The 21,179-nt window shown below is 68.1% G+C and carries 25 protein-coding genes; 13 read left to right on the top strand and 12 right to left on the bottom strand.

Going from position 1 to position 21,179, the window contains the following annotated elements:
- The first annotated feature begins 30 nt into the window (after positions 1 to 30).
- The 3 genes from ASD59_RS07005 to ASD59_RS06995 all read left to right on the top strand — a co-directional run bounded on the left by ASD59_RS07005 (position 31) and on the right by ASD59_RS06995 (position 1,985).
- Complete coding sequence (locus ASD59_RS07005; protein ID WP_156376960.1) at positions 31 to 375, top strand: hypothetical protein; 345 nt, start codon at positions 31 to 33, stop codon at positions 373 to 375.
- Between the two features lie 140 nt (positions 376 to 515).
- Positions 516 to 1,523 (top strand): SPFH domain-containing protein, encoded by a 1,008-nt coding sequence (locus ASD59_RS07000; protein WP_055830224.1) that lies wholly within the window; start codon positions 516 to 518, stop codon positions 1,521 to 1,523.
- A gap of 3 nt (positions 1,524 to 1,526) precedes the next feature.
- Positions 1,527 to 1,985 (top strand): NfeD family protein, encoded by a 459-nt coding sequence (locus tag ASD59_RS06995; RefSeq protein ID WP_055830223.1) that lies wholly within the window; start codon positions 1,527 to 1,529, stop codon positions 1,983 to 1,985.
- Here the strand turns inward: ASD59_RS06995 and rnhA are convergent.
- Positions 1,982 to 2,422, bottom strand: coding sequence for a ribonuclease HI (rnhA, locus tag ASD59_RS06990; protein ID WP_055830222.1), 441 nt, complete (start codon positions 2,420 to 2,422; stop codon positions 1,982 to 1,984). The genes ASD59_RS06995 and rnhA overlap by 4 nt on opposite strands.
- Before the next feature lie 103 nt (positions 2,423 to 2,525).
- Between rnhA and ASD59_RS06985 the strand changes: the two genes are divergently transcribed.
- From ASD59_RS06985 to ASD59_RS06965, 5 genes are all read left to right on the top strand, one after another.
- On the top strand, positions 2,526 to 2,744 hold the full coding sequence (locus ASD59_RS06985) for a twin-arginine translocase TatA/TatE family subunit (protein WP_055830221.1): 219 nt from the start codon (positions 2,526 to 2,528) through the stop codon (positions 2,742 to 2,744).
- 38 nt (positions 2,745 to 2,782) lie between these two features.
- Entirely contained in the window at positions 2,783 to 3,325 is a 543-nt protein-coding gene (tatB, locus tag ASD59_RS06980; protein ID WP_082560120.1) for a Sec-independent protein translocase protein TatB, read from the top strand.
- Positions 3,322 to 4,191 (top strand): twin-arginine translocase subunit TatC, encoded by an 870-nt coding sequence (tatC, locus tag ASD59_RS06975; protein WP_055830220.1) that lies wholly within the window; start codon positions 3,322 to 3,324, stop codon positions 4,189 to 4,191. Before tatB ends, tatC begins: the two co-directional genes overlap by 4 nt.
- A gap of 22 nt (positions 4,192 to 4,213) precedes the next feature.
- Positions 4,214 to 5,245: a DUF4118 domain-containing protein gene (locus tag ASD59_RS06970; protein WP_055830219.1), complete on the top strand. Its 1,032-nt coding sequence runs from the start codon at positions 4,214 to 4,216 to the stop codon at positions 5,243 to 5,245.
- A 69-nt stretch (positions 5,246 to 5,314) separates the two neighbouring features.
- On the top strand, positions 5,315 to 5,593 hold the full coding sequence (locus ASD59_RS06965; protein ID WP_055830217.1) for a hypothetical protein: 279 nt from the start codon (positions 5,315 to 5,317) through the stop codon (positions 5,591 to 5,593).
- A 76-nt stretch (positions 5,594 to 5,669) separates the two neighbouring features.
- Here ASD59_RS06965 and glnA read toward each other — a convergent pair whose 3' ends face one another.
- Both glnA and ASD59_RS06955 read right to left on the bottom strand, forming a co-directional pair.
- Positions 5,670 to 7,076, bottom strand: coding sequence for a type I glutamate--ammonia ligase (gene glnA / locus ASD59_RS06960; RefSeq protein ID WP_055830215.1), 1,407 nt, complete (start codon positions 7,074 to 7,076; stop codon positions 5,670 to 5,672).
- A 68-nt stretch (positions 7,077 to 7,144) separates the two neighbouring features.
- Complete coding sequence (locus ASD59_RS06955) at positions 7,145 to 7,483, bottom strand: P-II family nitrogen regulator (protein WP_055830213.1); 339 nt, start codon at positions 7,481 to 7,483, stop codon at positions 7,145 to 7,147.
- 120 nt (positions 7,484 to 7,603) lie between these two features.
- Between ASD59_RS06955 and ASD59_RS06950 the strand changes: the two genes are divergently transcribed.
- From ASD59_RS06950 to ASD59_RS06935, 4 genes are all read left to right on the top strand, one after another.
- Positions 7,604 to 8,431, top strand: coding sequence for an NAD(P)H-hydrate dehydratase (locus ASD59_RS06950; RefSeq protein WP_055830211.1), 828 nt, complete (start codon positions 7,604 to 7,606; stop codon positions 8,429 to 8,431).
- Positions 8,432 to 8,505: 74 nt separating this feature from the next.
- On the top strand, positions 8,506 to 9,273 hold the full coding sequence (gene yaaA / locus ASD59_RS06945) for a peroxide stress protein YaaA (RefSeq protein WP_055830209.1): 768 nt from the start codon (positions 8,506 to 8,508) through the stop codon (positions 9,271 to 9,273).
- A gap of 67 nt (positions 9,274 to 9,340) precedes the next feature.
- Entirely contained in the window at positions 9,341 to 10,189 is an 849-nt protein-coding gene (locus ASD59_RS06940; protein ID WP_055830207.1) for a 3-hydroxybutyrate dehydrogenase, read from the top strand.
- 16 nt (positions 10,190 to 10,205) lie between these two features.
- Entirely contained in the window at positions 10,206 to 11,255 is a 1,050-nt protein-coding gene (locus ASD59_RS06935; protein WP_055830205.1) for a patatin-like phospholipase family protein, read from the top strand.
- Here the strand turns inward: ASD59_RS06935 and ASD59_RS06930 are convergent.
- Genes ASD59_RS06930 through ASD59_RS06920 form a run of 3 tightly spaced genes read right to left on the bottom strand, consistent with a single transcriptional unit; the run spans position 11,252 to position 13,268 of the window.
- Complete coding sequence (locus ASD59_RS06930) at positions 11,252 to 12,169, bottom strand: L-threonylcarbamoyladenylate synthase (RefSeq protein WP_055830678.1); 918 nt, start codon at positions 12,167 to 12,169, stop codon at positions 11,252 to 11,254. The genes ASD59_RS06935 and ASD59_RS06930 overlap by 4 nt on opposite strands.
- Complete coding sequence (locus ASD59_RS06925) at positions 12,166 to 12,720, bottom strand: YceI family protein (protein WP_055830203.1); 555 nt, start codon at positions 12,718 to 12,720, stop codon at positions 12,166 to 12,168. Before ASD59_RS06925 ends, ASD59_RS06930 begins: the two co-directional genes overlap by 4 nt.
- On the bottom strand, positions 12,717 to 13,268 hold the full coding sequence (locus ASD59_RS06920) for a cytochrome b (RefSeq protein WP_055830201.1): 552 nt from the start codon (positions 13,266 to 13,268) through the stop codon (positions 12,717 to 12,719). Before ASD59_RS06920 ends, ASD59_RS06925 begins: the two co-directional genes overlap by 4 nt.
- 117 nt (positions 13,269 to 13,385) lie before the next feature.
- Between ASD59_RS06920 and ASD59_RS06915 the strand changes: the two genes are divergently transcribed.
- Positions 13,386 to 15,170: an acyl-CoA dehydrogenase gene (locus ASD59_RS06915; protein WP_055830199.1), complete on the top strand. Its 1,785-nt coding sequence runs from the start codon at positions 13,386 to 13,388 to the stop codon at positions 15,168 to 15,170.
- A gap of 46 nt (positions 15,171 to 15,216) precedes the next feature.
- Here the strand turns inward: ASD59_RS06915 and lpdA are convergent, their stop codons facing one another.
- Genes lpdA through pdhA form a run of 6 tightly spaced genes read right to left on the bottom strand, consistent with a single transcriptional unit; the run spans position 15,217 to position 21,119 of the window.
- Positions 15,217 to 16,623, bottom strand: coding sequence for a dihydrolipoyl dehydrogenase (gene lpdA / locus ASD59_RS06910; protein WP_055830197.1), 1,407 nt, complete (start codon positions 16,621 to 16,623; stop codon positions 15,217 to 15,219).
- A 1-nt stretch (position 16,624) separates the two neighbouring features.
- Positions 16,625 to 17,104, bottom strand: coding sequence for a glutathione peroxidase (locus ASD59_RS06905; protein ID WP_055830195.1), 480 nt, complete (start codon positions 17,102 to 17,104; stop codon positions 16,625 to 16,627).
- A 13-nt stretch (positions 17,105 to 17,117) separates the two neighbouring features.
- Complete coding sequence (locus ASD59_RS06900) at positions 17,118 to 18,392, bottom strand: pyruvate dehydrogenase complex dihydrolipoamide acetyltransferase (protein WP_055830193.1); 1,275 nt, start codon at positions 18,390 to 18,392, stop codon at positions 17,118 to 17,120.
- The gene (locus ASD59_RS06895; protein ID WP_055830191.1) at positions 18,389 to 18,706 is read right to left on the bottom strand and encodes a DUF5076 domain-containing protein; all 318 of its coding nucleotides are present in this window, start codon (positions 18,704 to 18,706) and stop codon (positions 18,389 to 18,391) included. The genes ASD59_RS06900 and ASD59_RS06895 overlap by 4 nt, the downstream gene beginning before the upstream one ends.
- Complete coding sequence (locus ASD59_RS06890; RefSeq protein WP_055830189.1) at positions 18,703 to 20,088, bottom strand: pyruvate dehydrogenase complex E1 component subunit beta; 1,386 nt, start codon at positions 20,086 to 20,088, stop codon at positions 18,703 to 18,705. The genes ASD59_RS06895 and ASD59_RS06890 overlap by 4 nt, the downstream gene beginning before the upstream one ends.
- Entirely contained in the window at positions 20,085 to 21,119 is a 1,035-nt protein-coding gene (gene pdhA, locus ASD59_RS06885; protein WP_055830186.1) for a pyruvate dehydrogenase (acetyl-transferring) E1 component subunit alpha, read from the bottom strand. The genes ASD59_RS06890 and pdhA overlap by 4 nt, the downstream gene beginning before the upstream one ends.
- Between the last annotated feature and the right edge of the window lie 60 nt (positions 21,120 to 21,179).

Raw genomic sequence — 21,179 nt, 5'->3', positions numbered from 1 at the left:
CCGGCGATGGGCCGGATGGGGAACATCATCATGCATATCCGTAGTCTGGTGGCGGCGCTCGCCGCCTCGGCCGCCCTGCTTGCGCCCGCCGCCTCGGCCCAGACCGAGTCCATCGACTTCACCCTGACCAACAACACGGAACACGTGCTGACGGCCCTGTTCATCTCCCTGCCTTCGACCAACGAGTGGGAAGAGGACATCTTCGGCGCCGACGTGCTGGGATCGGGCGACAGCATCGACATCTCGATCGACGATGGCCTGCCCGAATGCGTCTACGACATCCGCGCCGACTTCTCGGACGGCGATTCCGTGCAGGTCGCGGAAGTCAATTTCTGCGAGCTGGACGGCGAGGAACTGGTCATCAACGAGGAGTAGTCCGGCGCCCAGGCGCAGGCTGGAGGGGCGGTTCCTGCGGGAGCCGCCCTTTTTCATTACGCGGATGTCATGTTCGCCGTGTCCGGTTTCTGTGACGCAGCGGGCACGGGCTGCTAACCTGAGCGGGATTGGGAGGCCCTATGGACACGTCCGTTCTCTTCACCGCTGCCCTGGTCGCGCTGGCCTTCGTGCTGCTGTTCAGCGTGGTCAAGATCGTCCCGCAGGGGCGCGAGTTCACCGTCGAACGGTTCGGCAAATACACCCGCACCCTCGCGCCAGGCATCAGCATCCTGACGCCCTTCGTCGAGCGGGTCGGACGGCGCATGAACATGATGGAGCAGGTCCTCGACGTGCCCCAGCAGGAGGTCATCACCAAGGACAACGCCATGGTGAAGGTCGACGCCATCGTCTTCATCCAGGTGATGGAGGCCTCGGCCGCCGCCTACCGGATCGAGAACCTGCCCTATGCCATCACCCAGCTGTGCTCGACCAACCTGCGCACCGTGGTCGGTTCGATGGAGCTGGACGAGGTGCTGTTCCAGCGGGACAGCATCAACTCGCGCCTGCTGACCGTGATCGACGCCGCGACCGAGCCCTGGGGCGTCAAGGTCAACCGGATCGAGATCAAGGACCTGACCCCGCCGGCCGACATCACCAACGCCATGGCCCGCCAGATGAAGGCCGAGCGCGAGCGCCGCGCCGTCATCACCGAGGCCGACGGCGAGAAACAGGCCGCCATCGCCCGCGCCGAGGGGGCCAAACAGGCCGCCATCCTCGAGGCCGAGGGTCGCCGCGAAGCCGCCTTCCGCGACGCCGAGGCCCGCGAGCGCGAGGCCGAGGCCGAGGCCAAGGCCACCGCCATGGTGTCCGAGGCCATCGCCCGCGGCGACGTCAACGCCATCAACTATTTCGTGGCCCAGAAATACGTCGAGGCCTTCGCCGAACTGGCCCGCAACCCGACGGCCAAGACCGTCATCGTCCCCGCCGAGATGTCCGGCCTGGTCGGCACCATCGCCGGCCTCGGCGAACTGGTCGGCCTGGCCCGGGAACAGCAGCAGGGCCGCAGCGACGTCCGCCGCGACGCCCCGCCCCCCTCGCCCCCCCGCCCGCCGCGGCCCCCGCGCGGATCGGTTCCCGGAACGGAGTAGGCCATGGACGCCCTGATCGATCTCCACGCCGCCCAGCCCTTCTGGATCTGGCTGGCCCTGGGCGTGATCCTGCTGGCGGTCGAGGCCGCCTTCTCGACCGAATGGCTGCTGTGGCCGGCGGTGTCGGCGGGCATGGTGGCCGTGGTCACCGCGCTGGGCCTGCCCTTGAGCTTTGTCGGCGAGGTCGCCCTGTTCGCGGTCCTGACCGTGGCCATGACCCTGCTGTCGCGGCGGCTGATCCAGAGGGTCAATCCGTCAGACGCCCCGGACATCAACGCCCGCGACAACCGGCTTGTTGGCCAGCGGGCCCAGGTGGTTCAGCCGTTTGTCGACGGACGCGGCCGTGTGTTCGTCTCGGGCGCCGAATGGGTCGCCGAAATCGACGGCGCCGGCCCGCTGATCGGCGAAAGCGTGATCGTGGACCGCGTCGACGGGTCGAAACTGAAGGTGCGTACGGCCTAACGCGGCAGATCCGCGATCCCCCGATTCGCCAGGCCGTCGGCGCGTTCGTTGAGTTCGTGGCCGGCGTGGCCCTTGACCCAGTGCCATTTGACCTCGTGCCGGGCGCGGGCCTCATCGAGGCGGCGCCACAGGTCCTCGTTCTTGACCGGCTTCCTGTCCGCCGTCTTCCAGCCGCGCGCCTTCCAGCCCCGGATCCATTCGGTGATGCCGGTCATGACGTATTTGCTGTCGGTGTGCAGGTCGACGCGGCAGGGCCGGGACAGAGCCTCGAGGGCGCGAATCGCCGCCATCAGCTCCATGCGATTGTTGGTGGTCAGCGGCTCGCCGCCCCACAACTCCTTCTCATGGCCGCCGCCGGTCTGAAGCACGGCGCCCCAGCCGCCGGGGCCCGGGTTGCCCTTGCAGGCGCCGTCGGTGTGGATGATGACGTGACTCATGGGCGCGTCCTAACAGGTTCACTTGGCGTCGCGCCACTGAACGGCCTATATGCGTGAAGACATTTCGACCGGGCCGGCCCGGCCTGACTGAGGAGAGTATTCCGTGGGTTCATTCAGCATCTGGCACTGGGCCATCGTCGCCATCATCGTGCTTCTGCTGTTCGGCGGCCGCGGCAAGCTTTCGGCCATGATGGGCGACGCCGCCAAGGGTGTGAAAGCCTTCAAGGACGGCCTCAAGGACACCGACGAGGACAAGCCGCGCGACGAACGCGCGGGCGCCCTGCCCCGGACCGACGCCGAAAAAGAAGACCTGAAGTCCTAGGGCCGCTGTAGACGGCGGAGACCTGACGCATGGGTGGCCTGGGTCCCGGAATCGGGGGCGGCGAATATCTGGTTATCGCGGTCGTGGCCCTGCTGGTCGTGGGGCCCGAGCGCCTGCCGCTGCTCCTGCGCAAGCTGGGCAAGATCGTCGCCCGGGCGCGCGGCATGGCCAATGAGTTCCGCTCCAGCTTCGACGAGATGGCGCGCCAGTCCGAACTGGACGAGTTGCGCAAGGAGGTCGAGGCGTTGCGCACCGGTCAGGGCATGCACGCCCTCGGCGCCGACGCCGATTCGGCGTTCCGCGAAATCCGCGACGACCTGAACAAGCCGCTGTACCAGCCCATGCTGTCCGCCCCTGACGAATGGCCCGACAGCCCGCCGGTCATGGCGCCGCTGGAGACGCCGGCCCCGGCCGCCAAGCCCGCGAGCAAGCCGGCCAAGACCCGCGGCGTGAAGGCGAAGGCGTCCAAACCCGGCACGGGCCGAACGACCGCCAAGCCCGCCCCGGCGAAGGCCGGAGCGTCCACCGGCGCCAAGCCTGCGAAACCCCGGGCCGCCCGCAAGACGGCGCCCGCGTCATGAGCGCCGTCGATCGCGACGAGGACGAGATCGAGGCGTCGCGCGCTCCGCTGATGGATCATCTGATCGAGCTGCGCGGCCGGCTGCTGATCTGCGTCGTCGCCTTCGTGATCGCCTTCCTCGTCTGCTTCTATTTCGCCAGCCCGCTCTACGTCTTCCTGGTCAAACCCTATGTGGTGGCCAGCGCCTTGCAGGCCGCCGACGGCCACAATGTTTCCATGCTGGACCTGATCTCGACCATGGTCGGGCTCAAGCCGCTGGCCGACGGCCAGCATCAGGCCGCGCAGCTGATCTATACGGCGCCGCTGGAAATCCTGTTCGTGAAGATGAAACTGGCCGGGCTGGGCGCTGTCGTCGCCTCCTTCCCCATACTGGCCTTTCAGCTGTACCGGTTCGTGGCTCCGGGCCTGTATCGCAATGAGCGAGGCGCCTTCCTGCCGTTCCTGGTCGCGGCCCCGGTGCTGTTCATCGTCGGCGCGGCGCTGGTCTATTACGTCATGCTGCCGATCGTGATGCTGTTCTCGCTCAATCAGGGCATCGTGGCCGAGGGCGTGACCGCCGCCCTGCTGCCCAAGGTGTCCGAATACATGAGCCTGGCCACGGCCCTGATCCTGGCCTTCGGCCTGTGCTTCCAGCTGCCCGTGATCATGACGCTTCTGGGACTGGCGGGCATCGTCAGTTCGAAACTCATGGCCGAAGGGCGCCGTTACGCCATCGTGGCCGTCGTCGTGGTCGCCGCCATCGTGACGCCGCCCGACCCGATCAGCCAGCTGATGCTCGCCGTGCCGCTGGTGCTGTTGTACGAGATTTCCATCTGGTGCGTGCGTCTGATCGAGATGCGCCGCAAGACCGCGGACGCCGCGGCCTGACCGCCGACGCGGGAATGTAGTCATGGATTCACCGACCTTCTCGCTGGCGCCCCGTCCCGCCGCCGTACTGGCGCGGCTGCAGAACGTTCCCGGCGCCCGCTACGGGGCCGCCGCCGTGCTGGTGATGCTGGCTCTCGGCGTCCGGCTTATGCTCTCGTCGGCCATGGGCAATGGCTACGGCTACACCTGCTTCTATCCCGCGGTCATCCTGGCGGCCTACTGGCTGGGAGCCCGGCCCGCCCTGATGGCCGCCGGCCTGTCGACGGCGATCGTCTACGCCTTCCTGGGTCCCGTGCCGCTGCACTGGAACATGGACGGTCGCGGTCTGGTGGCGCTGAGCTTCTTCCTGCTGTCGTCGGCGCTGCTGATCCACATCCTGAGCACGATCCGGGCCCGGTTCAACCTGCTGGCCGCGAACCACGCGCGGGTAGAGGCCCTGGCGACCGGCCAGGCCGAACTGTTTCACGAGCACGCCCAACGGACGACCGATCACCTGCAGCTGATCTCGGCCATCCTGCAGCTTCGCGCGCGTGAGGAGGCCGATCCGATGGTCTCGCGCGTGCTGACCAACGCCGCCTCGCGCACCCTGCTGATCTCCCGCGCCCACCGCGAGTTCACCGGCAATCCGGACAGCCGCATCCCGTTCGACGCCTTCGCCCGAAAACTGGTCGAGGCCTCGGCTTCGCGTGGCGGAATGGAGGCCGACAAGGTGCGCATCGCCAGCGGCGATCTGGATGTGCCGCTTGAGCATGCGACGGCCCTGGGGCTGGTGCTGCTGGAATATCTGACCACGCTCAAATCCTGCCCCTCGGCGACCAACCTCGCCGTCATCCTCGCCGACGACGGCGACCGGCGAACGCTGGACCTGGTGGCCGCGGGCGACAGCAACGTCACCCCGCCGCGGGACATCCCCCTGTTCGAAGCGGTCTCGGAACAGCTGGGCGGCGAGCTGGTGATCACGCGCGGCTCCACGGGATGCGGGGTCCGCATCAGCTTCCCCGCCACGATCCAGCCCGCCCAGGCCTGGGCGCCCGTGGCGGTCAGCCTGCACTGACGGCCCCCGCGGTCGGAACCTTGGCTTTGCGCCGGGGTTTGGACGGGATCACCTGTTGGGAGACCCGCCATGATCGCCATCCATCGTTTCGCCGCCCTCGCCGCCCTCGCCCTGACGGCCGCGGCTTGCACCCAACAGGAGGCGGCTCCCGCGGCCGAGCAGGCCGCCGCGCCCGCGGCGGCTCCCGAGACCCGCACGGTCGTGGAAACGCGCGAAGTCGCCGTTCCCGTGCCCGTGCCCGCCAGCCCGCCGACCGTGGTCATCGAGCGTCCCGAAGCGCGCGTGGGCGACAGCACGACCGTGCGCGCAGGTCGTGACGGCATCGAGGTCGAGACGACCAACCGCTAGATCGCGAATCCCGAATGAAGAACGGCGCCGGAGGGCTTCCCCTCCGGCGCCGCTTTCGTTTCGCCTCAGCCGTGGATCAGCAGCTGTAGTACATGTCGAATTCGACGGGGTGCGGGTGCAGTTGCAGGCGCATCACCTCCTCCATCTTCAGCTCGATGTAGCTGTCGATGAAGTCGTCATCCATGACGCCGCCCTTCTTGAGGAAGGCGCGGTCCTTGTCGAGGTTGTCGAGGGCTTCCTTGAGGCTGCCGCAGACCTCGGGGATGTTGCCCCGCTCTTCCGGCGGCAGATCGTACAGGTTCTTGTCGGCCGGAGCGCCCGGATCGATCCGGTTCTCGATCCCGTCCAGGCCGGCCATCAGCAGGGCCACGAAGGTCAGATAGGGATTGCCCATCGGGTCCGGGAAGCGGGCCTCGATACGCTTGGCCTTGGGCGAATTGACGAACGGGATGCGGATCGAGGCCGAACGGTTGCGCGACGAATAGGCCAGCTTCACCGGGGCTTCGTAGCCGGGGACCAGGCGCTTGTAGGAGTTGGTCGTCGAGTTGGCGAAGGCGTTGATGGCCTTGGCGTGCTTGATGATGCCGCCGATGTACCACAGGCACATGTCCGACAGGCCGGCGTATTTGTCACCCGCGAACAGCGGCTTGCCGTCGCGCCAGATCGACTGGTGCACGTGCATGCCCGAGCCGTTGTCGCCGAAGGTCGGCTTGGCCATGAAGGTCGCCGACTTGCCGTAGGCGGCGGCGACGTTGTGGATGACGTATTTGTAGAGCTGCAGCCGGTCGGCCATGGTCAGCAGGTCGCTGAACTTCAGACCGAGCTCGTGCTGGGCCGGGGCGACTTCGTGGTGGTGCTTCTCGGGCTGCATGCCCAGGTCGCGCATGACGCCCAGCATTTCGCCGCGCAGGTCCTGGGCGCTGTCGGTCGGATTGACCGGGAAGTAGCCGCCCTTGTGCGTCGGCCGGTGGCCCATGTTGCCTTCGGAATATTCCGCGCCCGTATTGGCCGGCAGCTCGATCGAATCGTAGGTGTAGCCCGTGTCGTGCGGCGCCGTGCTCCAGCGCACGTCGTCGAAGATGAAGAACTCGGCCTCGGGGCCGAAGAAGACGGTGTCGCCGACGCCCGAGGACTGGACATAGGCCAGGGCCTTCTTGGCCATCGAGCGGCTGTCGCGATTGTAGGGTTCGCCCGTGTCAGGGTTCAGCACGTCGCAGAACAGGAACAGGGTGGTCTGCTGATAGAACGGATCGATCCAGAAATTGGTCAGGTCCGGCTTCAGCAGCATGTCGCTTTCATTGATCGCCTTCCAGCCGGCGATCGAGGAGCCGTCGAACATCGTCCCCTCTTCCAGGAACTCATCGTCCACCAGGTCGATGTCGAAGGTGACGTGCTGCATCCGCCCCTTGGTGTCGGTGAACCGGAGGTCGACGTATTTTACGTCCTTCTCCTTGATCTCCTTGAGGATCTTGCTGGCGCTCATGGTGTTCGACGTCCTGTGGCTCGGGGAGGTGAAGAAACGGCCGCCCCGGAAGGACGGCCGACGGAAATTCAGACGGCCTGGGCGCCCGTCTCGCCGGTGCGGATGCGGATGACGTCAAGGACGTCGGACACGAAGATCTTGCCGTCGCCGATCTTGCCGGTGCGCGCCGCGGCCTGGATGGCGTCCACGACCGAGTTGACCATGTCGTCGGACACCACCACCTCGATCTTGATCTTGGGCAGGAAGTCGATGACGTACTCGGCGCCGCGGTAAAGCTCGGAATGGCCCTTCTGGCGGCCATATCCCTTGGCCTCCAGCACGGTCATGCCTTGCACGCCCGCGTCCTGCAGCGCTTCCTTCACTTCATCCAGCTTGAAGGGCTTGATGACGGCTTCGATCTTTTTCATTGGCGATCCCAGGCGGGCGTTATCATGCCGCGCGCACGGGAGGTAAAGGGACATTGCATTGCACAATAAGGCAAGCGTTTTTCGCCCCCTGTCGCCATCCGTGAACGGAGGACACGTCCGATGACCCAGGCCCCCGACCCGGACTGGCGCCCCTCCGTGCCCTGGCCCGGCGCGGACGCCCACAAACATGCGCGCGGGCGGCTGGGCGTCGTCTCGGGCAAGGCCACGCAGACCGGCGCGGCGCGGCTGGCGGCGCGGGCCGGGCTGCGCATCGGCGCGGGGGTGGTGCGCATCCTGTGCCCCCCTGACGCGGCGGCCGTCATAGCCCCGGCCATCGAGGCCGTCATGCTGGCCCCCTTCGGCTCGGCCGAGGCGCTGGTGGCGGCCGTCGAGGGCATGGACGCCGTCGTCATCGGCCCCGCCGCCGGGGTGAACGACGCGACCCAGGCCAATGTCCGCGCCCTGGCCGGGACGGGCGCGGCGCTGGTCGTCGACGCCGACGCCCTGACCGTCTTCGAACGCTGGCCCGCCGAATTGTTCGGCGTCCTCGACCGCGACGACGTCCTGACCCCGCACGAGGGTGAATTCGAACGTCTGTTTCCCGGTCTGCTCGCCAGGGGCCGCCAGGCCGCCGCGCGCGAGGCGTCGAAACGCGCCGGGGCGGTGGTCGTGCTCAAGGGCCCGGCCACGGTGATCGCCGCGCCGGACGGACGGCTGGCGGTCAACGCCAACGGCGTCCCCTGGCTGGCGACGGCGGGAACGGGCGACGTGCTGGCGGGCATGATCGGGGGCCTGATGGCCCAGAGGATGGGCAGTTTCGACGCGGCGCGGGCGGCGGTGTGGATGCATGCCGAGGCGGCGCGCGGCTTCGGCCCCGGCCTGATCGCCGAGGATTTACCCGAGCGGCTGCCGCGGGTTCTGGCGGCGCTCTACCCACAGGCGGACTGACCGCGACGCCGGGCCCGGTTCAATTCGTCATCGAACCGGCCTATCTGCACGCCAACGCCGCCGGAGCCCGCCCCTTGCTGATCGTCCTGTCACCGGCCAAGCGGCTGGATTTCACCGAGCCCCATCCCGACCTGCCGGCCTCGGAGCGGCGTTTTCTGGACGACACCGCCAACCTGTCCCGGACGGCGCGGGCCCGCACGGTCGCTGAATTGCGCCGGCTGATGAACATCTCCGACGACCTGGCACGCCTGAACCGCGAACGCTTCCAGGCCTTCGACGCCGGCTCGACCGGCGGCGTCCAGGCCGCCTTCGCCTTCGCCGGCGACGTGTACGAGGGTCTCAAGGCGCGCGAGCTGGACCAGCCCTCGCTGGTCTGGGCCCAGGATCACCTGCGCATCCTGTCGGGTTTCTACGGCCTGCTGCGGCCGCTGGACCGGATCCAGCCCTATCGGCTGGAGATGGGCGCGCGGCTGAAGACCCGGCGCGGGTCCAGCCTCTATGACTTCTGGGGCGACCGGCTGTCGAAGCAGCTGAACGCCGACGCCGAGGGACAGGCCGATCCCACCCTGATCAACCTCGCCAGCCAGGAGTATTTCGGCGCCGTCGACGCCCGGGCGCTGAAACTGCCGGTGGTCACGCCGCACTTCCGCGAATCGAAGGATGGCGAAAGCCGGATCATCTCCTTCTTCGCCAAGAAGGCCCGGGGCGGCATGGCGCGGTTCGCCATCGATGAACGGATCGAGCGGCCGCAGGACCTGAAGGCGTTCGACCGCGACGGTTATCGCTTTGACAAGGCGGCCTCCAGCGACACAGACTGGATATTCACCAGATCGGGAAATTAAACCCGACTGTCGCCTTCGCAACCGCGAACGGCTAGGCTGACGAGACTGACGGACGGACGAGATACCCATGTTCCAATGGCCCAAACGCGGCGACGGCTCCCAGACCTCAAGCGAACCCTTCCGCGACATCGGTGATCTGAAGGGTCAGGTGGCGGTGATATCGGGCTCGACCTCGGGCATCGGTCTGGCCTTCGCCCGCGCCATCGCCTCGCGCGGCGGCGACGTGGTGCTGAACGGGCTGGGCGACCCGTCCGAGATTGAACGCACCCGGGCCGAGCTGGAAGCCAGCTGCGGCGTCCGCGTGCGCTATCACGCCGCCAACATGCTGCGCGGCGACGAGGTCGCCGACATGGTGGCTTACGGCAAGCACCAGCTGGGCCGCCTCGACATCCTGATCAACAACGCCGGCGTCCAGCACGTCGAGGCGGTGGAGAAATTCCCGTCCGACAAGTGGGAACAGATCATCGCCATCAACCTGTCCTCGACCTTCTACGCCACCCGTGCGGCCATCCCGATCATGAAGGCGCAGGGCCGCGGCCGGATCATCAACATCGCCTCGGCCCACGGCCTCGTCGCGAGCCCGTTCAAGTCCGCCTATGTCGCGGCCAAGCACGGCGTCATCGGCTTCACCAAGACCGTCGCGCTCGAGGTCGCCGAGGACAACATCACCTGCAACGCCATCTGCCCCGGCTTCGTCGAGACGCCGATCGTCGAGAAGCAGATCGCCGATCAGGCCCGCACGCGCGGCATGTCGAAGGAGGCGGTGCTGAAGGACGTGATCCTGGGCTCGCAGCCCACCAAGCGGTTTGTCACCACCGACGAACTGACCGGCATGATGCTGTATCTGGCGTCCGACCTCGGGGCCTCGGCCAACGGGGCCAGCTTCTCCATCGACGGCGGCTGGACCGCCCAGTAGGCACGGAGGCGAGCGGGTGTCGAAGCGAAAGCCGCCCACGCCGAAACGCCGGCCCATCAGCCTGGCCCTGCAGGGCGGGGGCTCTCATGGCGCCTTCCAGTGGGGCGTGCTGGACCGCCTGCTGGAGGATGACCGGCTCGACATCCGCGCGGTGACCGCCTCGTCCGCCGGAGCCATGAACGCCGCGGCCCTGATCAGCGGCCTGCATACGGGCGGGACAGAGGGCGCCCGAAGTCAGCTGGACCTGTTGTGGCGCGAGGTGAACCTGTCGGGCGGCCGCAACGTATTCGGAGACTCCTCGATCTGGAGCGCCGCCATGACCCCGGGCTGGCTTAAGGACAGCAGCCTGTGGCGGTCGGCCGAGAACGCGGCCATGTCGATGAGTCCCTACCAATTCAATCCGTTCAACCTCAATCCTCTCAAACGGGTTCTGGATACGACGATCGATTTCGAGGCCGTGCGCGCGTCCTCGATCCGGCTGTTCGTCGCCGCCACGGCGGTCAAGCACGGCCGCGCCCGCCTGTTTGAAAACCCCGAGGTCACCGACCAGGTCCTGCTGGCCTCCGCCTGCCTGCCGCACCTGTTCCAGGCGGTCGAGATCGAGGGCGAACCCTATTGGGACGGCGGCTATCTGGCGAATCCCGCCTTGTGGCCGCTGGTCTACGCCGATACGCCCGACGACATCCTGTTGCTGCCCTTGAACCCGTTCGTGCGCGAGGAGGTCCCGCGCGCGGCCGGGGACATCATGGACCGGCTGAACGAGATCGTGTTCAACGCGCCCCTGGTCGCCGAACTGAGGGCCATAGCCTTCGTCCAGGACATGATCGCCGACGGGCGGCTGAAGCGGACCGGCGACAACCGCTATCGCCGCCTGATGCTGCACGCCATCGAGCCGGGCCCGTGGCTGGGAGCCCAGTCGCTGAGCTCGAAATTCAATACCGAATGGACCTTCCTCAATGAGCTGAAAGCGCACGGGCGCGAGGCGGCGGGCGAGTGGCTGGAGCACTGCATCGACCATGTCGGCGAGCGATCCAGCATCGACATCAAGGCCCGCTTTCTGGCCTAGCCTACGAACCCCGCCGCACGCCTCAGGCGGTCGTTGATGGCCTCGCCGAGGCCATGCGCCGGGATCGGGGACACGGCGATCCCCGAAGGCCGTCCGCGGTCCGCTTCCCGCAGCCGCCGGAACAGGTTGGCCGCCGCCTCGCGCAGGTCGCCGGTCGGGCTCAGGCTCCAGCGCGGGTCGCCGACCCCCGGCCCGAAGCCCAGCAGGATCTCGCCGGCCCGCGCCGTCTCCGCCTCGATCCGGACGGGGGCGTCCGGCGCATAGTGCCGGGTCAGACGGCCGGGCGACCGATGCCCCTCCCCGCCCCGGTCGAGCGAGCCGACGACGGCCTCGATCTCCTCGCGGGTCACCGACCCCGGGCGCAACAGGGCGACACGGCCGTCCAGCACGGAGACGACGGTGCTCTCCACCCCCACGGCGCAGGGGCCGCCGTCGACGGCGGCGCCGGCGGCGAAACCGGTCTCCTCCACGGCGTCGGCGAAGGTGGTCGGGCTGGGCCGTCCCGACCGGTTGGCGGAGGGCGCCACCACCGGCCGCCCGAACGCCGCGATCAGGGCGCGGGCGCGGGCGTGGCCCGGCGCCCGGACGGCGACGCTGTCCAGCCCGGCCCGGGCCAGGTCGCAGACGGCCGTCCGGTCGCGAACCGGGGCGACGATGGTCAGGGGTCCGGGCCAGAAGGCTTCGGCCAAGGCCCGGGCGCGGCCATCGAACACCGCCACCCCCTCGGCCTGGACGGCGTCGGCGACGTGGGCGATCAGCGGATTGAAGCGCGGACGGCCCTTGGCCTCGAAGATCGCGGCGACCGCGCGGGCGTCGCCCGCGTCCGCCGCCAGGCCGTAGACGGTTTCGGTCGGCAGGATGACCAGGCCGCCGGCATTCAGGACCCGAACGGCCTCCGCGTCGGACGCGCTCAGGACGGTCGCGCCTGAAGCGCGACCCGCACCGTCACCTGCCGTCCGACCAGCCTGTTCCACGGTCCCGCCGTTCCTATCCCGAAGTCCGCGCGATCCAGCTGGAACGCGCCCGCCAGATGCGCCCGGTCGCCATTGACGCGCAAGGCCAGCGGAAAGGCGATCGCCCGCGTGCGCCCCTTCATGGTGACGTCGGCGCGCGCCGTATAGCGGTCTCCCCCCAGCGGTTCGAGCGACTTCAGCTCGAAGCGGATGACCGGATAGCGCGCCGCGTCGAGAAAGGCCGGCCCGATGGCGCGTCCGGTCGCGACATCGGGCGACATCTTCAGGGACGCCGCCTGGACCGTCACCGAGGCCCGGGCGCCCTCCGGACGCAGGGGATCCATGACGGCGGAGCCCCGCCAGTCCTCGAACCGCCCGGTGCGCCAGCCGCCGAAAGCCCGGACGGACATCTCGATGCTCGACCCGTCCCGCTCAAGGGCCCAGGGCCCCGGCGCCGCCCCGGTCAGCAGGGGCGTCAGCAGCGCGAAGAGCAGCGCGACCCACAGTCTCATGGGCGACGCGGTATCCACGGAATCATCCGGTGCAACACATTGTCCCGGTCGACGAAATGTTGCTTGAGCGCGCCGAGAACGTGCAGAACGATCAGGGCGATGAGGAATTTGGCCGCCAGTTCATGCAGGTCCATGAGGGCGCCCGCGGTCTCGCGCCCGCCGCCCACCGGCAGCAGGGGCCATTCAAACAGGCCGAACCACAGAATCTCCCGGCCGGCCGCCGATGACGCCGCCCAGCCGACCAGCGGCATGGCGATGAGGAAGACGTAGAACAGGACGTGGGTCGCGCGCGCCAGCAGCTTCTGCCAGCGCGGCATGGCGTCGGGCAGCGGAATCGCGGGGTTGGCGATCCTCCAGCCCAGGCGTCCGAGCGTCAGAACCAGAATGCCGAGACCCACGGACTTGTGGACGTTGACGAACTCGCGCGAGGTCGGTCCCTCGGTCCATTCATGCCCGGCGATCAGGCCCACCTGCGTCACGACCAGGGCGGCGATCAGCCAGTGCAAGGTCAACGAGACGGTTGAATAACGGTTACGAGGTTCGGCCATGTCGCGCTCCAGTCTGCGCCCCAGACTGGACCACGGCGAAGCCGCCGCCAAGCCGCCGCTTGCATGCCCCGGCGGCAAGACGGCATGAACGCGGAACAGACCGAGTTGAGGCCCACCATGACCTACCGCGCGCCCGTCCGCGACATCGCTTTCGCCCTGCAGGCCGTGGCCGGGATAAACCAGGTCGCCGCCACCGGCGCCTTCCCCGACTATGACGCCGACGTGCTGGGCGCGGTGCTGGAGGCCGCGGCGCAGTTATCCGAAGGCGTCCTGGCCCCGCTGAACCGCATCGGCGACCAGAAGGGCTCCACCTATGCCAATGGCGCGGTCACGGCCGCGCCGGGGTTCGCGGACGCCTATCGCCAGTTCGCCGCGGGCGGCTGGACAGGCCTGTCCGCCCCCGTCCACGCCGGCGGCCAGCAACTGCCCAAGGCCCTCGAGCTGGCGGCCTATGAGACGGTCCACGCGGCCAACATGGCCTTCGGCCTGTGCCCCATGCTGTCGCTGGCCGCCATCGAGGCGCTGGAGGCGCACGGCACGCCGTCGCAGAAGGACATCTATCTATCGAAACTGGTCTCCGGCGAATGGACCGGGGCCATGGTCCTGACCGAGCCGCAGGCGGGCTCGGACCTCGGCGCCCTGACCGCCACGGCGACGCCGAACGGCGACGGGACCTACGCCCTGAACGGCCAGAAGATCTTCATCACCTGGGGCGACCACGACGCCACCGACAACATCGTCCACATGGTGCTGGCCCGCCTGCCCGACGCCCCGGCCGGCCCCAAGGGCATCAGCCTGTTCCTCGCCTCGAAATATCTGGTCAGGGACGACGGGACGCTGGGCGACCGCAACGGCTTCCGGCCCGTGGGCGTCGAGCACAAGCTGGGCATCCACGCCTCGCCCACCTGCGTCATGTCCTATGAGGGCGCGACCGCCGAACTGGTCGGTGAGCCCAACCAGGGCCTGGCCCATATGTTCGTCATGATGAACGCCGCCCGCCTCGCCGTCGGCGTCGAGGGCGTCGGCATCGCCGAACGCGCCTATCAGCACGCCCTCGCCTATGCCCTCGAGCGGCGGCAGGGCCGGTCGGTCTGGACCGGCGAGGCCAACGCCCCGATCGTCGATCATCCCGACGTCCGTCGCACCCTGTCGGTGATGAAGGCCAAGGTCGCCGCCGCCCGGGCCGTCTGCCTGTCCACAGGGGTCGCCGCCGATCTGGCCAGGCATTCGGCGACCGGGGAAGAGCGCCGGCGCTGGAAGGGCCGCGAGGACCTGTTCACCCCCATCGCCAAGGCCTGGTCCACCGATGTCGGCTGCGAGGTCGCGTCCCTGGGCGTCCAGATCCACGGCGGCATGGGCTTCATCGAGGAGACCGGCGCGGCCCAGCACTATCGCGACGCCCGCATCGCCCCGATCTATGAGGGCACCAACGGCATCCAGGCCATGGATCTGGTCGGGCGCAAGCTGTCGATGGACGGCGGCCAGTCCGCCCACGACCTGATCGCCGACATGAAGGCGACATTGGCGAGACTCCCGCGGCTCTACTCCGGCAAGCCGGTCGAGCGCTTCGCCGCCGCCGTCACGGCGGTCGAGGACGCGACCCTGTGGCTGCTGGACCGGAAGGCCGCTCCGGAAGGGGCCGCGGACGTCCTCGCCGCCGCCGACGCCTATCTGAAGCTGCTGGGCGACGTCGCGGGCGGCTGGATGCTGGCCCAGGGCGCGCTCTACGCCCGCGACCAGCTGGACGGCGGCCAGGGCGATCCCGCGTGGCTGGAAGGCAAGATCACCCTGTACGAGGTCTACGCCGCCAATGTTCTGGGGCATGCGTCCAGCCGGCTCGCCGCCGTGGGCCAGGGCGGGGCCCTGCTGGAGCGGATGAGCGTGGACGTGCTGGCGGGGTAGAGCCCAACGCTCTCCCTCCCCTTCATGGGGAGGGAGATGCATTCCGTCAGATGTGGATCACCCGCCCATAGGCGTCCAGCGCCGCCTCGTGCATGGCCTCGGACATGGTCGGGTGCGGATAGACGATGCCGTGGATGTCTTCCTCGGTCGCTTCCATGGCGATCGCGGTGACATAGCCCTGGATCATCTCTGTGACCTCGTGGCCGATCATGTGGGCGCCGATCAGGGCGCCGGTCTTCGCATCGAAGATCACCTTGACGAAGCCCTCGACCTCGCCGGCGGCCACGGCCTTGCCGTTCACGCGGAAGGGGAAGCGGCCGACCTTGACCTCGCGCTTGGCCTCGCGCGCGCCCTGCTCGGTGATCCCGACCGAGGCGACCTGCGGCTGGGCGTAGGTGCAGCCGGCGATGGGCGAGTTCACATTGGGCGTCTTGTAACCGGCGATGTGTTCTGCGGCGTGGATCCCCTCGTGCGAGGCCTTGTGCGCCAGCCAGGGCGCGCCGGCGCAGTCGCCGATAGCGTACAGCCCCTTCACATTGGTCTGGCAGTGGCCGTCGATGGTGATGTGGCCGCGGTCCATGTTGACGCCCAGCGCCTCCAGACCGATGCCGTCGGTGTTGGCGGTGATGCCGACCGCCGAGATGCAGACCTCGGCCTCCAGCGTCTCGGCCTTGCCGCCGGCCTCGATGGCCACCTGCACGCCCTTGCCGCCCTTCGACACCTTGGTGACCTTGCAGCCGGTGCGGAATTTCATGCCGCGCTTCTCGAAGGCCTTCTGGGCCGCCTTGGACACCTCCTCGTCCTCGACCGGCATGATCCGGTCGACGGCCTCGACGATCGTCACCTCGGCGCCCAGGGCGCGGTAGAAGCTGCCGAACTCCACGCCGATGGCGCCCGAGCCGATCACGACGATGGAGGCCGGCATCTTCTTCGGCGCCATGGCCTCCCGATAGGCCCAGATGCGGTCGCCGTCGGCCTCCAGGCCGATCTGCGGAATCGCCTTGGCGCGGGCGCCCACGGCCAGCATCACGGCCTTCGCCTCCACCGTGCGCGACCCGCCGGCCTTCAGCGCCACGATCACCTTGGGCGCTGCCGCGCCCTTCTCCAGCTTCGCCGTGCCCTCGATCACCTCGATCTTGTTCTTCTTCATCAGATAGGTGACGCCTTTGTTCATCGTGGCGGCCACCCCGCGCGAGCGCTGGATGATGGTGTCGAAATCGAACCCGACCTTGTCGGCGGACAGGCCATAATCCTTCAGGTGCGACAGGCTTTCGTACTTCTCGGCCGACTTCAGCAGGGCCTTGGTCGGGATGCAGCCCCAGTTCAGGCAGATGCCGCCCAGGCTCTCGCGCTCGACGATGGCGACCTTCTGGCCCAGCTGGCTGGCGCGGATGGCGGCGACGTAGCCGCCGGGGCCCGAACCGATGACGATGAGGTCGAATTCAGCAGCCATGTCAGATCAGCTTCTCGATATCGGCCTTGATGGCCTCGGGTTCGACCTGCGGGGCGTAGCGCGCGACCACGCGGCCCTCCCGGTCGGTCAGGAATTTGGTGAAATTCCACTTGATGTCGCGGCTGCCGAGGAAACCCTTCTTCTGGCTGGTCAGCCAGGCGTAGAGGGGATGCCGGTTTGGGCCGTTGACCTCGACCTTGTCGAACATCGGAAAGTCGACGCCATAGGTGGAGGAGCAGAAGCTGGCGATCTCGGCGGCCCGCCCCGGCTCCTGCTGGCCGAACTGGTTGCAGGGGAAACCCAGCACCTCGAACGGTTTGTCCGCATACTGACGATGCAGGTCCTCCAGCCCGGCGTACTGGCCGGTGAAGCCGCATTTCGAGGCCGTGTTGACGATCAGCAGGGCCTGACCGCGGTACTGCTCCAGCGCCTGCTCGACGCCATCGATGGCCGTGGCGCTGAAATCATAGACCGTGGTCACGCCCTCTCTCCGCCTAGGCCAGCATCGTCACGGGATCTTCGATCATCGCCTTGAAGGCCTGCAGGAACCGCGCGCCGACCGCGCCGTCCACCACGCGGTGATCGCAGGTCAGGGTGACGGTCATCACCGTGGCGATGGCCAGCTGGCCGTTCTTGACCACGGGCCTTTGTTCGCCCGCGCCGACGCTCATGATCGCGCCCTGGGGCTCGTTGATGATCGAGGCGAACGACTGGATGCCGAACATGCCGAGGTTGGAGACCGAGAAGGTGCCGCCCTGGAATTCCTCGGGCTTCAGCTTGCGGTCGCGGGCGCGCTTGGCCAGGTCCTTGGACTCGGTTGCGATCTGCGACAGGGACTTGGTCTCGGCCGCGCGGATGATCGGGGTGATCAGGCCGCCGTCGATCGCCACCGCCATGGCCACGTCGGCGTGGTGGTGCATGGCGATGCCTTCAGGCGAATAGCTGGCGTTGGCTTCGGGCACGGCCTTCAGCGCCATGGCCGAGGCCTTGATGACGAAGTCGTTGACCGAGACCTTCACGCCCGATTTCTCGAGCATGGCGTTGACCCGGGCGCGCGAGGCCAGCAGGCCGTCGATCTCGCAGTCGATGGTCAGCGGGAAATGCGGCACGTCGCGGAAGCTGTCGGTCAGGCGGCGGGCGATGGCCTTGCGCATGCCGTCCAGCGGGATCAGGTCGTAGCTGCCGTCCGGAATGCCCATCTGGGCCAGGGACTGGACCTTGCGGACCTCGCCGGCCGGAGCCGGGGCGGTCGATGCGGCAGGAGCCTGGGCGCCGCCCTTGGCGCCTTCGACGTCGCGTTTGACGATCCGGCCGTGCGGGCCGGTGCCCTTGACGGCTTTCAGATCGACGCCGTTCTGCGCGGCGATGCGGCGCGCCAGCGGCGAGGCGAAGACGCGCTCGCCGTCGGCCCTGGCCGGAGCGGCTTTGGGTGCAGCGGCGGGCGCCGGAGCGGCCTCGGCCTTAGACTGCTCAGCTTTCGGAGCTTCAGCCGGAGCAGCCGCCGCCTTCGGCGCGGGAGCGGCCGCACCGCCCTCGTCCTTCAGACGGGCGATGGGCGTATTGACCTTCACGCCTTCCGTGCCTTCCGCCACGAGGATGTTGGTGACCTCGCCCTCGTCGACGGCCTCGACCTCCATGGTCGCCTTGTCGGTCTCGATCTCGGCGATGACGTCGCCGGCCTTGACCACATCACCGACCTTGACGTGCCATTTGGTCAGCACGCCCTCTTCCATGGTGGGCGACAGGGCGGGCATCAGGATGTCGGTCATTGCACGCTCCCGGACTGGACGACCGGTTCTGCCACGGTCTGCACATTGTCCGCCTTGATGACGTCGGACAGGCCCTGGAGAATGCGGTTGTAGGCCTGACGCTCGTCATGGCCATGTCGCACCGCATAGCCGTGGGCCATGTGTTTGGCGGCATAGGCCAGCATGTGGCCGAACTGGACCGGATCGTTGAAGGCCGGCTTGACCGACATCACCGGCTCGTTCTTCGACCACCACATGCGCAGAATCTCGACGGCTTCGGCGTCGGCCGCGACGCTGTCCGGCGTCGTCAGCTGGAACTCGGGCTTCTCGCTCATGCCATCACCCGCTTCACGGCGGCCACGATCTTGTCCACGCCCGGCAGCGACAGGGCTTCCAGATTGGCGGCGTAGGGCAGAGGCACGTCCTCCTGGTGGACCCGCAGCGGCGGCGCGTCGAGGTAGTCGAAGGCGTGCTCGATCACCCGGGCCACGACCTCGGCGCCCACGCCCATGGGGCCCCAGCCTTCCTCGGCCGAGACCAGACGGCTGGTCTTCCTGACGCTCTCGACGATGGTTTCGTGATCCAGCGGGCGCAGCGTGCGCAGGTCGACGACCTCGCAGGAGATGCCCTCCTCCGCCAGCTTCTCGGCCGCCTGAAGGGCGAAGCCGACCATGCGGCTGTGGGCCGTGATGGTGACGTCGGTCCCCTCGCGCCGGACCTTGGCCTTGCCGATGGGGACCAGCCAGTCCTCGACCTCGGGCACGTCGAACTCCAGCCCGTACATCATCTCGTGCTCGAGGAAGACGACGGGGTTGGGATCGCGGATGGCGGCCTTCATCAGCCCCTTGGCGTCGGCGGCGTCATAGGGGGCGATCACCTTCAGGCCCGGCACCTGGGCGTACCAGGCCGAATAGTCCTGGCTGTGCTGGGCCCCGACGCGGCTGGCGGCGCCGTTGGGTCCCCGGAAGACGATGCTGGCGCGGATCTGGCCGCCCGACATGTAGAGGGTCTTGGCCGCCGAATTGATGATGTGGTCGATGGCCTGCATGGCGAAGTTGAAGGTCATGAACTCGACGATCGGCTTCAGCCCGGCCATGGCCGCGCCGACGCCGAGACCGGCGAAGCCGTGCTCGGTGATCGGAGTGTCGACCACGCGTTTGTCGCCGAACTCCTGGAGCAGCTCGCGGCTGACCTTGTAGGCGCCCTGGTACTGGGCGACCTCCTCGCCGATCAGGAAGACGCCCTCGTCGCGGCGCATCTCCTCGGCCATCGCGTCGCGCAGGGCGTCGCGGATGGTGGTCTTCACCAGCTTGGCGCCGGCCGGGATCTCGGGATCGCGCAGCTCGACCTTCGGCGTCGCGGCGACGGGCGCCGGCGCCTTCTCGGGCTCGCCGGAAGCGCCAGTCTCCGAATTCTTCGGAGCCGTATCCGGAGTCGTCGGAGTCGCAGCGGAATTCGTCGTCGAATTCCCTGCCGAATCCTCGCCCGCCAGACGGGCGATCGGCGTGTTAACCTTCACGTTCTCGGCCCCCTCGGCCACGAGAATTTCCAGCACCTCGCCCTCGTCGACGGCCTCGACCTCCATCGTGGCCTTGTCGGTTTCGATCTCGGCGATGACGTCGCCGGCTTTCACCGTGTCACCCGCCTTGATGTGCCATTTGGTCAGCGTGCCCTCTTCCATCGTGGGCGACAGCGCCGGCATGAGAATGTCGGTCACGCTGAGGCCTCCACATAGACGTCGGTGTAGAGCTCGGACGGATCCGGCTCCGGGCTTTCCTGGGCGAATTGAACGGCTTCGGCGACGATGGTCTTGACCTCGGCGTCGATGGCCTTGATCTCGTCCTCGGTCGCCCTGGCGGCGGCCAGCAGGGTCTTGATGTGATCGATCGGGTCGCGGGTCTTCTTGACCTCGTCGACCTCTTCCTTGGCCCGGTATTTGGCCGGATCGCTCATCGAATGACCGCGATAGCGATAGGTCTTCATCTCGAGGATGAAGGGCCCGCCGCCCTCGCGGGCGCGCTTGACGGCCCGGGCCACGGCGTCGCGCACCGCCAGCACGTCCATGCCGTCGACCTGTTCGCCGGGGATGCCGAAGCTCGAGCCGCGCTCGCTGAGCTGGGTCGTCGACGACGAGCGTTCGATGCTCGTGCCCATGGCGTACTGGTTGTTCTCGATGATGTAGATGGCCGGCAGCTTCCACAGCTGGGCCATGTTGAAGCTCTCATAGACCTGGCCCTGGTTGGCCGCGCCATCGCCGAAATAGATGAACGCGACCGAGTCGTCGCCGCGATATCGGCCCGCGAAGGCCAGGCCGGTGCCCAGCGCGACCTGCGCCCCCACGATGCCGTGGCCGCCGTAGAAGCCGGTGGCGGTGTCGAACATGTGCATCGACCCGCCCTTGCCCTTGGACGAGCCGCCGATGCGGCCGGTCAGCTCGGCCATGACCTCCTTGGGGTCCATGCCCGCGCACAGCATGTGGCCGTGGTCGCGATAGCCGGTGATGATCTTGTCGTGGCCCTGGCGCACACTCTCCTGAACGCCGACCGCCACGGCTTCCTGACCGATGTACAGGTGGCAGAAGCCGCCGATCAGCCCCATGCCGTACAGCTGGCCCGCCCGCTCCTCGAACCGGCGGATGAGGACCATCTCGCGGTAGAAGCGGAGCAGATCCTCTTTCGACGCCGTCGGCGTGTTGGGCAGTTTTGTCGCCTTGCTGGAATCAGCTTTGGCGGCGGGGGCTTTCGCCATCCGTCATCTCCCGGCTGGGCCCTCGCCAAATGGCAGGATGCAGGGCCTCTTGTCGTTACG

It is taken from the genome of Brevundimonas sp. Root608 (genome assembly GCF_001427825.1).
GTDB lineage: Bacteria > Pseudomonadota > Alphaproteobacteria > Caulobacterales > Caulobacteraceae > Brevundimonas.
The sequence above is the reverse complement of the archived record's forward strand: the minus strand, read 5'-3'. Positions and strand labels throughout refer to the sequence as shown.

Bases quoted from the DNA above. Each gene is read 5' to 3' on its own strand.
- lpdA (WP_055830197.1), bottom strand. From the start codon at position 16,623: ATGGCTGCTGAATTCGACCTCATCGTCATCGGTTCGGGCCCCGGCGGC.
- pdhA (WP_055830186.1), bottom strand. From the start codon at position 21,119: ATGGCGAAAGCCCCCGCCGCCAAAGCTGATTCCAGCAAGGCGACAAAA.
- ASD59_RS07005 (WP_156376960.1), top strand. From the start codon at position 31: ATGCATATCCGTAGTCTGGTGGCGGCGCTCGCCGCCTCGGCCGCCCTG.
- ASD59_RS06900 (WP_055830193.1), bottom strand. From the start codon at position 18,392: ATGACCGACATCCTGATGCCCGCCCTGTCGCCCACCATGGAAGAGGGC.
- ASD59_RS06950 (WP_055830211.1), top strand. From the start codon at position 7,604: ATGACCCAGGCCCCCGACCCGGACTGGCGCCCCTCCGTGCCCTGGCCC.
- ASD59_RS06965 (WP_055830217.1), top strand. From the start codon at position 5,315: ATGATCGCCATCCATCGTTTCGCCGCCCTCGCCGCCCTCGCCCTGACG.
- ASD59_RS06925 (WP_055830203.1), bottom strand. From the start codon at position 12,720: ATGAGACTGTGGGTCGCGCTGCTCTTCGCGCTGCTGACGCCCCTGCTG.
- rnhA (WP_055830222.1), bottom strand. From the start codon at position 2,422: ATGAGTCACGTCATCATCCACACCGACGGCGCCTGCAAGGGCAACCCG.
- glnA (WP_055830215.1), bottom strand. From the start codon at position 7,076: ATGAGCGCCAGCAAGATCCTCAAGGAGATCAAGGAGAAGGACGTAAAA.
- ASD59_RS06915 (WP_055830199.1), top strand. From the start codon at position 13,386: ATGACCTACCGCGCGCCCGTCCGCGACATCGCTTTCGCCCTGCAGGCC.
- ASD59_RS06920 (WP_055830201.1), bottom strand. From the start codon at position 13,268: ATGGCCGAACCTCGTAACCGTTATTCAACCGTCTCGTTGACCTTGCAC.
- ASD59_RS06995 (WP_055830223.1), top strand. From the start codon at position 1,527: ATGGACGCCCTGATCGATCTCCACGCCGCCCAGCCCTTCTGGATCTGG.
- ASD59_RS06895 (WP_055830191.1), bottom strand. From the start codon at position 18,706: ATGAGCGAGAAGCCCGAGTTCCAGCTGACGACGCCGGACAGCGTCGCG.
- ASD59_RS07000 (WP_055830224.1), top strand. From the start codon at position 516: ATGGACACGTCCGTTCTCTTCACCGCTGCCCTGGTCGCGCTGGCCTTC.
- ASD59_RS06970 (WP_055830219.1), top strand. From the start codon at position 4,214: ATGGATTCACCGACCTTCTCGCTGGCGCCCCGTCCCGCCGCCGTACTG.
- ASD59_RS06955 (WP_055830213.1), bottom strand. From the start codon at position 7,483: ATGAAAAAGATCGAAGCCGTCATCAAGCCCTTCAAGCTGGATGAAGTG.
- tatC (WP_055830220.1), top strand. From the start codon at position 3,322: ATGAGCGCCGTCGATCGCGACGAGGACGAGATCGAGGCGTCGCGCGCT.
- ASD59_RS06940 (WP_055830207.1), top strand. From the start codon at position 9,341: ATGTTCCAATGGCCCAAACGCGGCGACGGCTCCCAGACCTCAAGCGAA.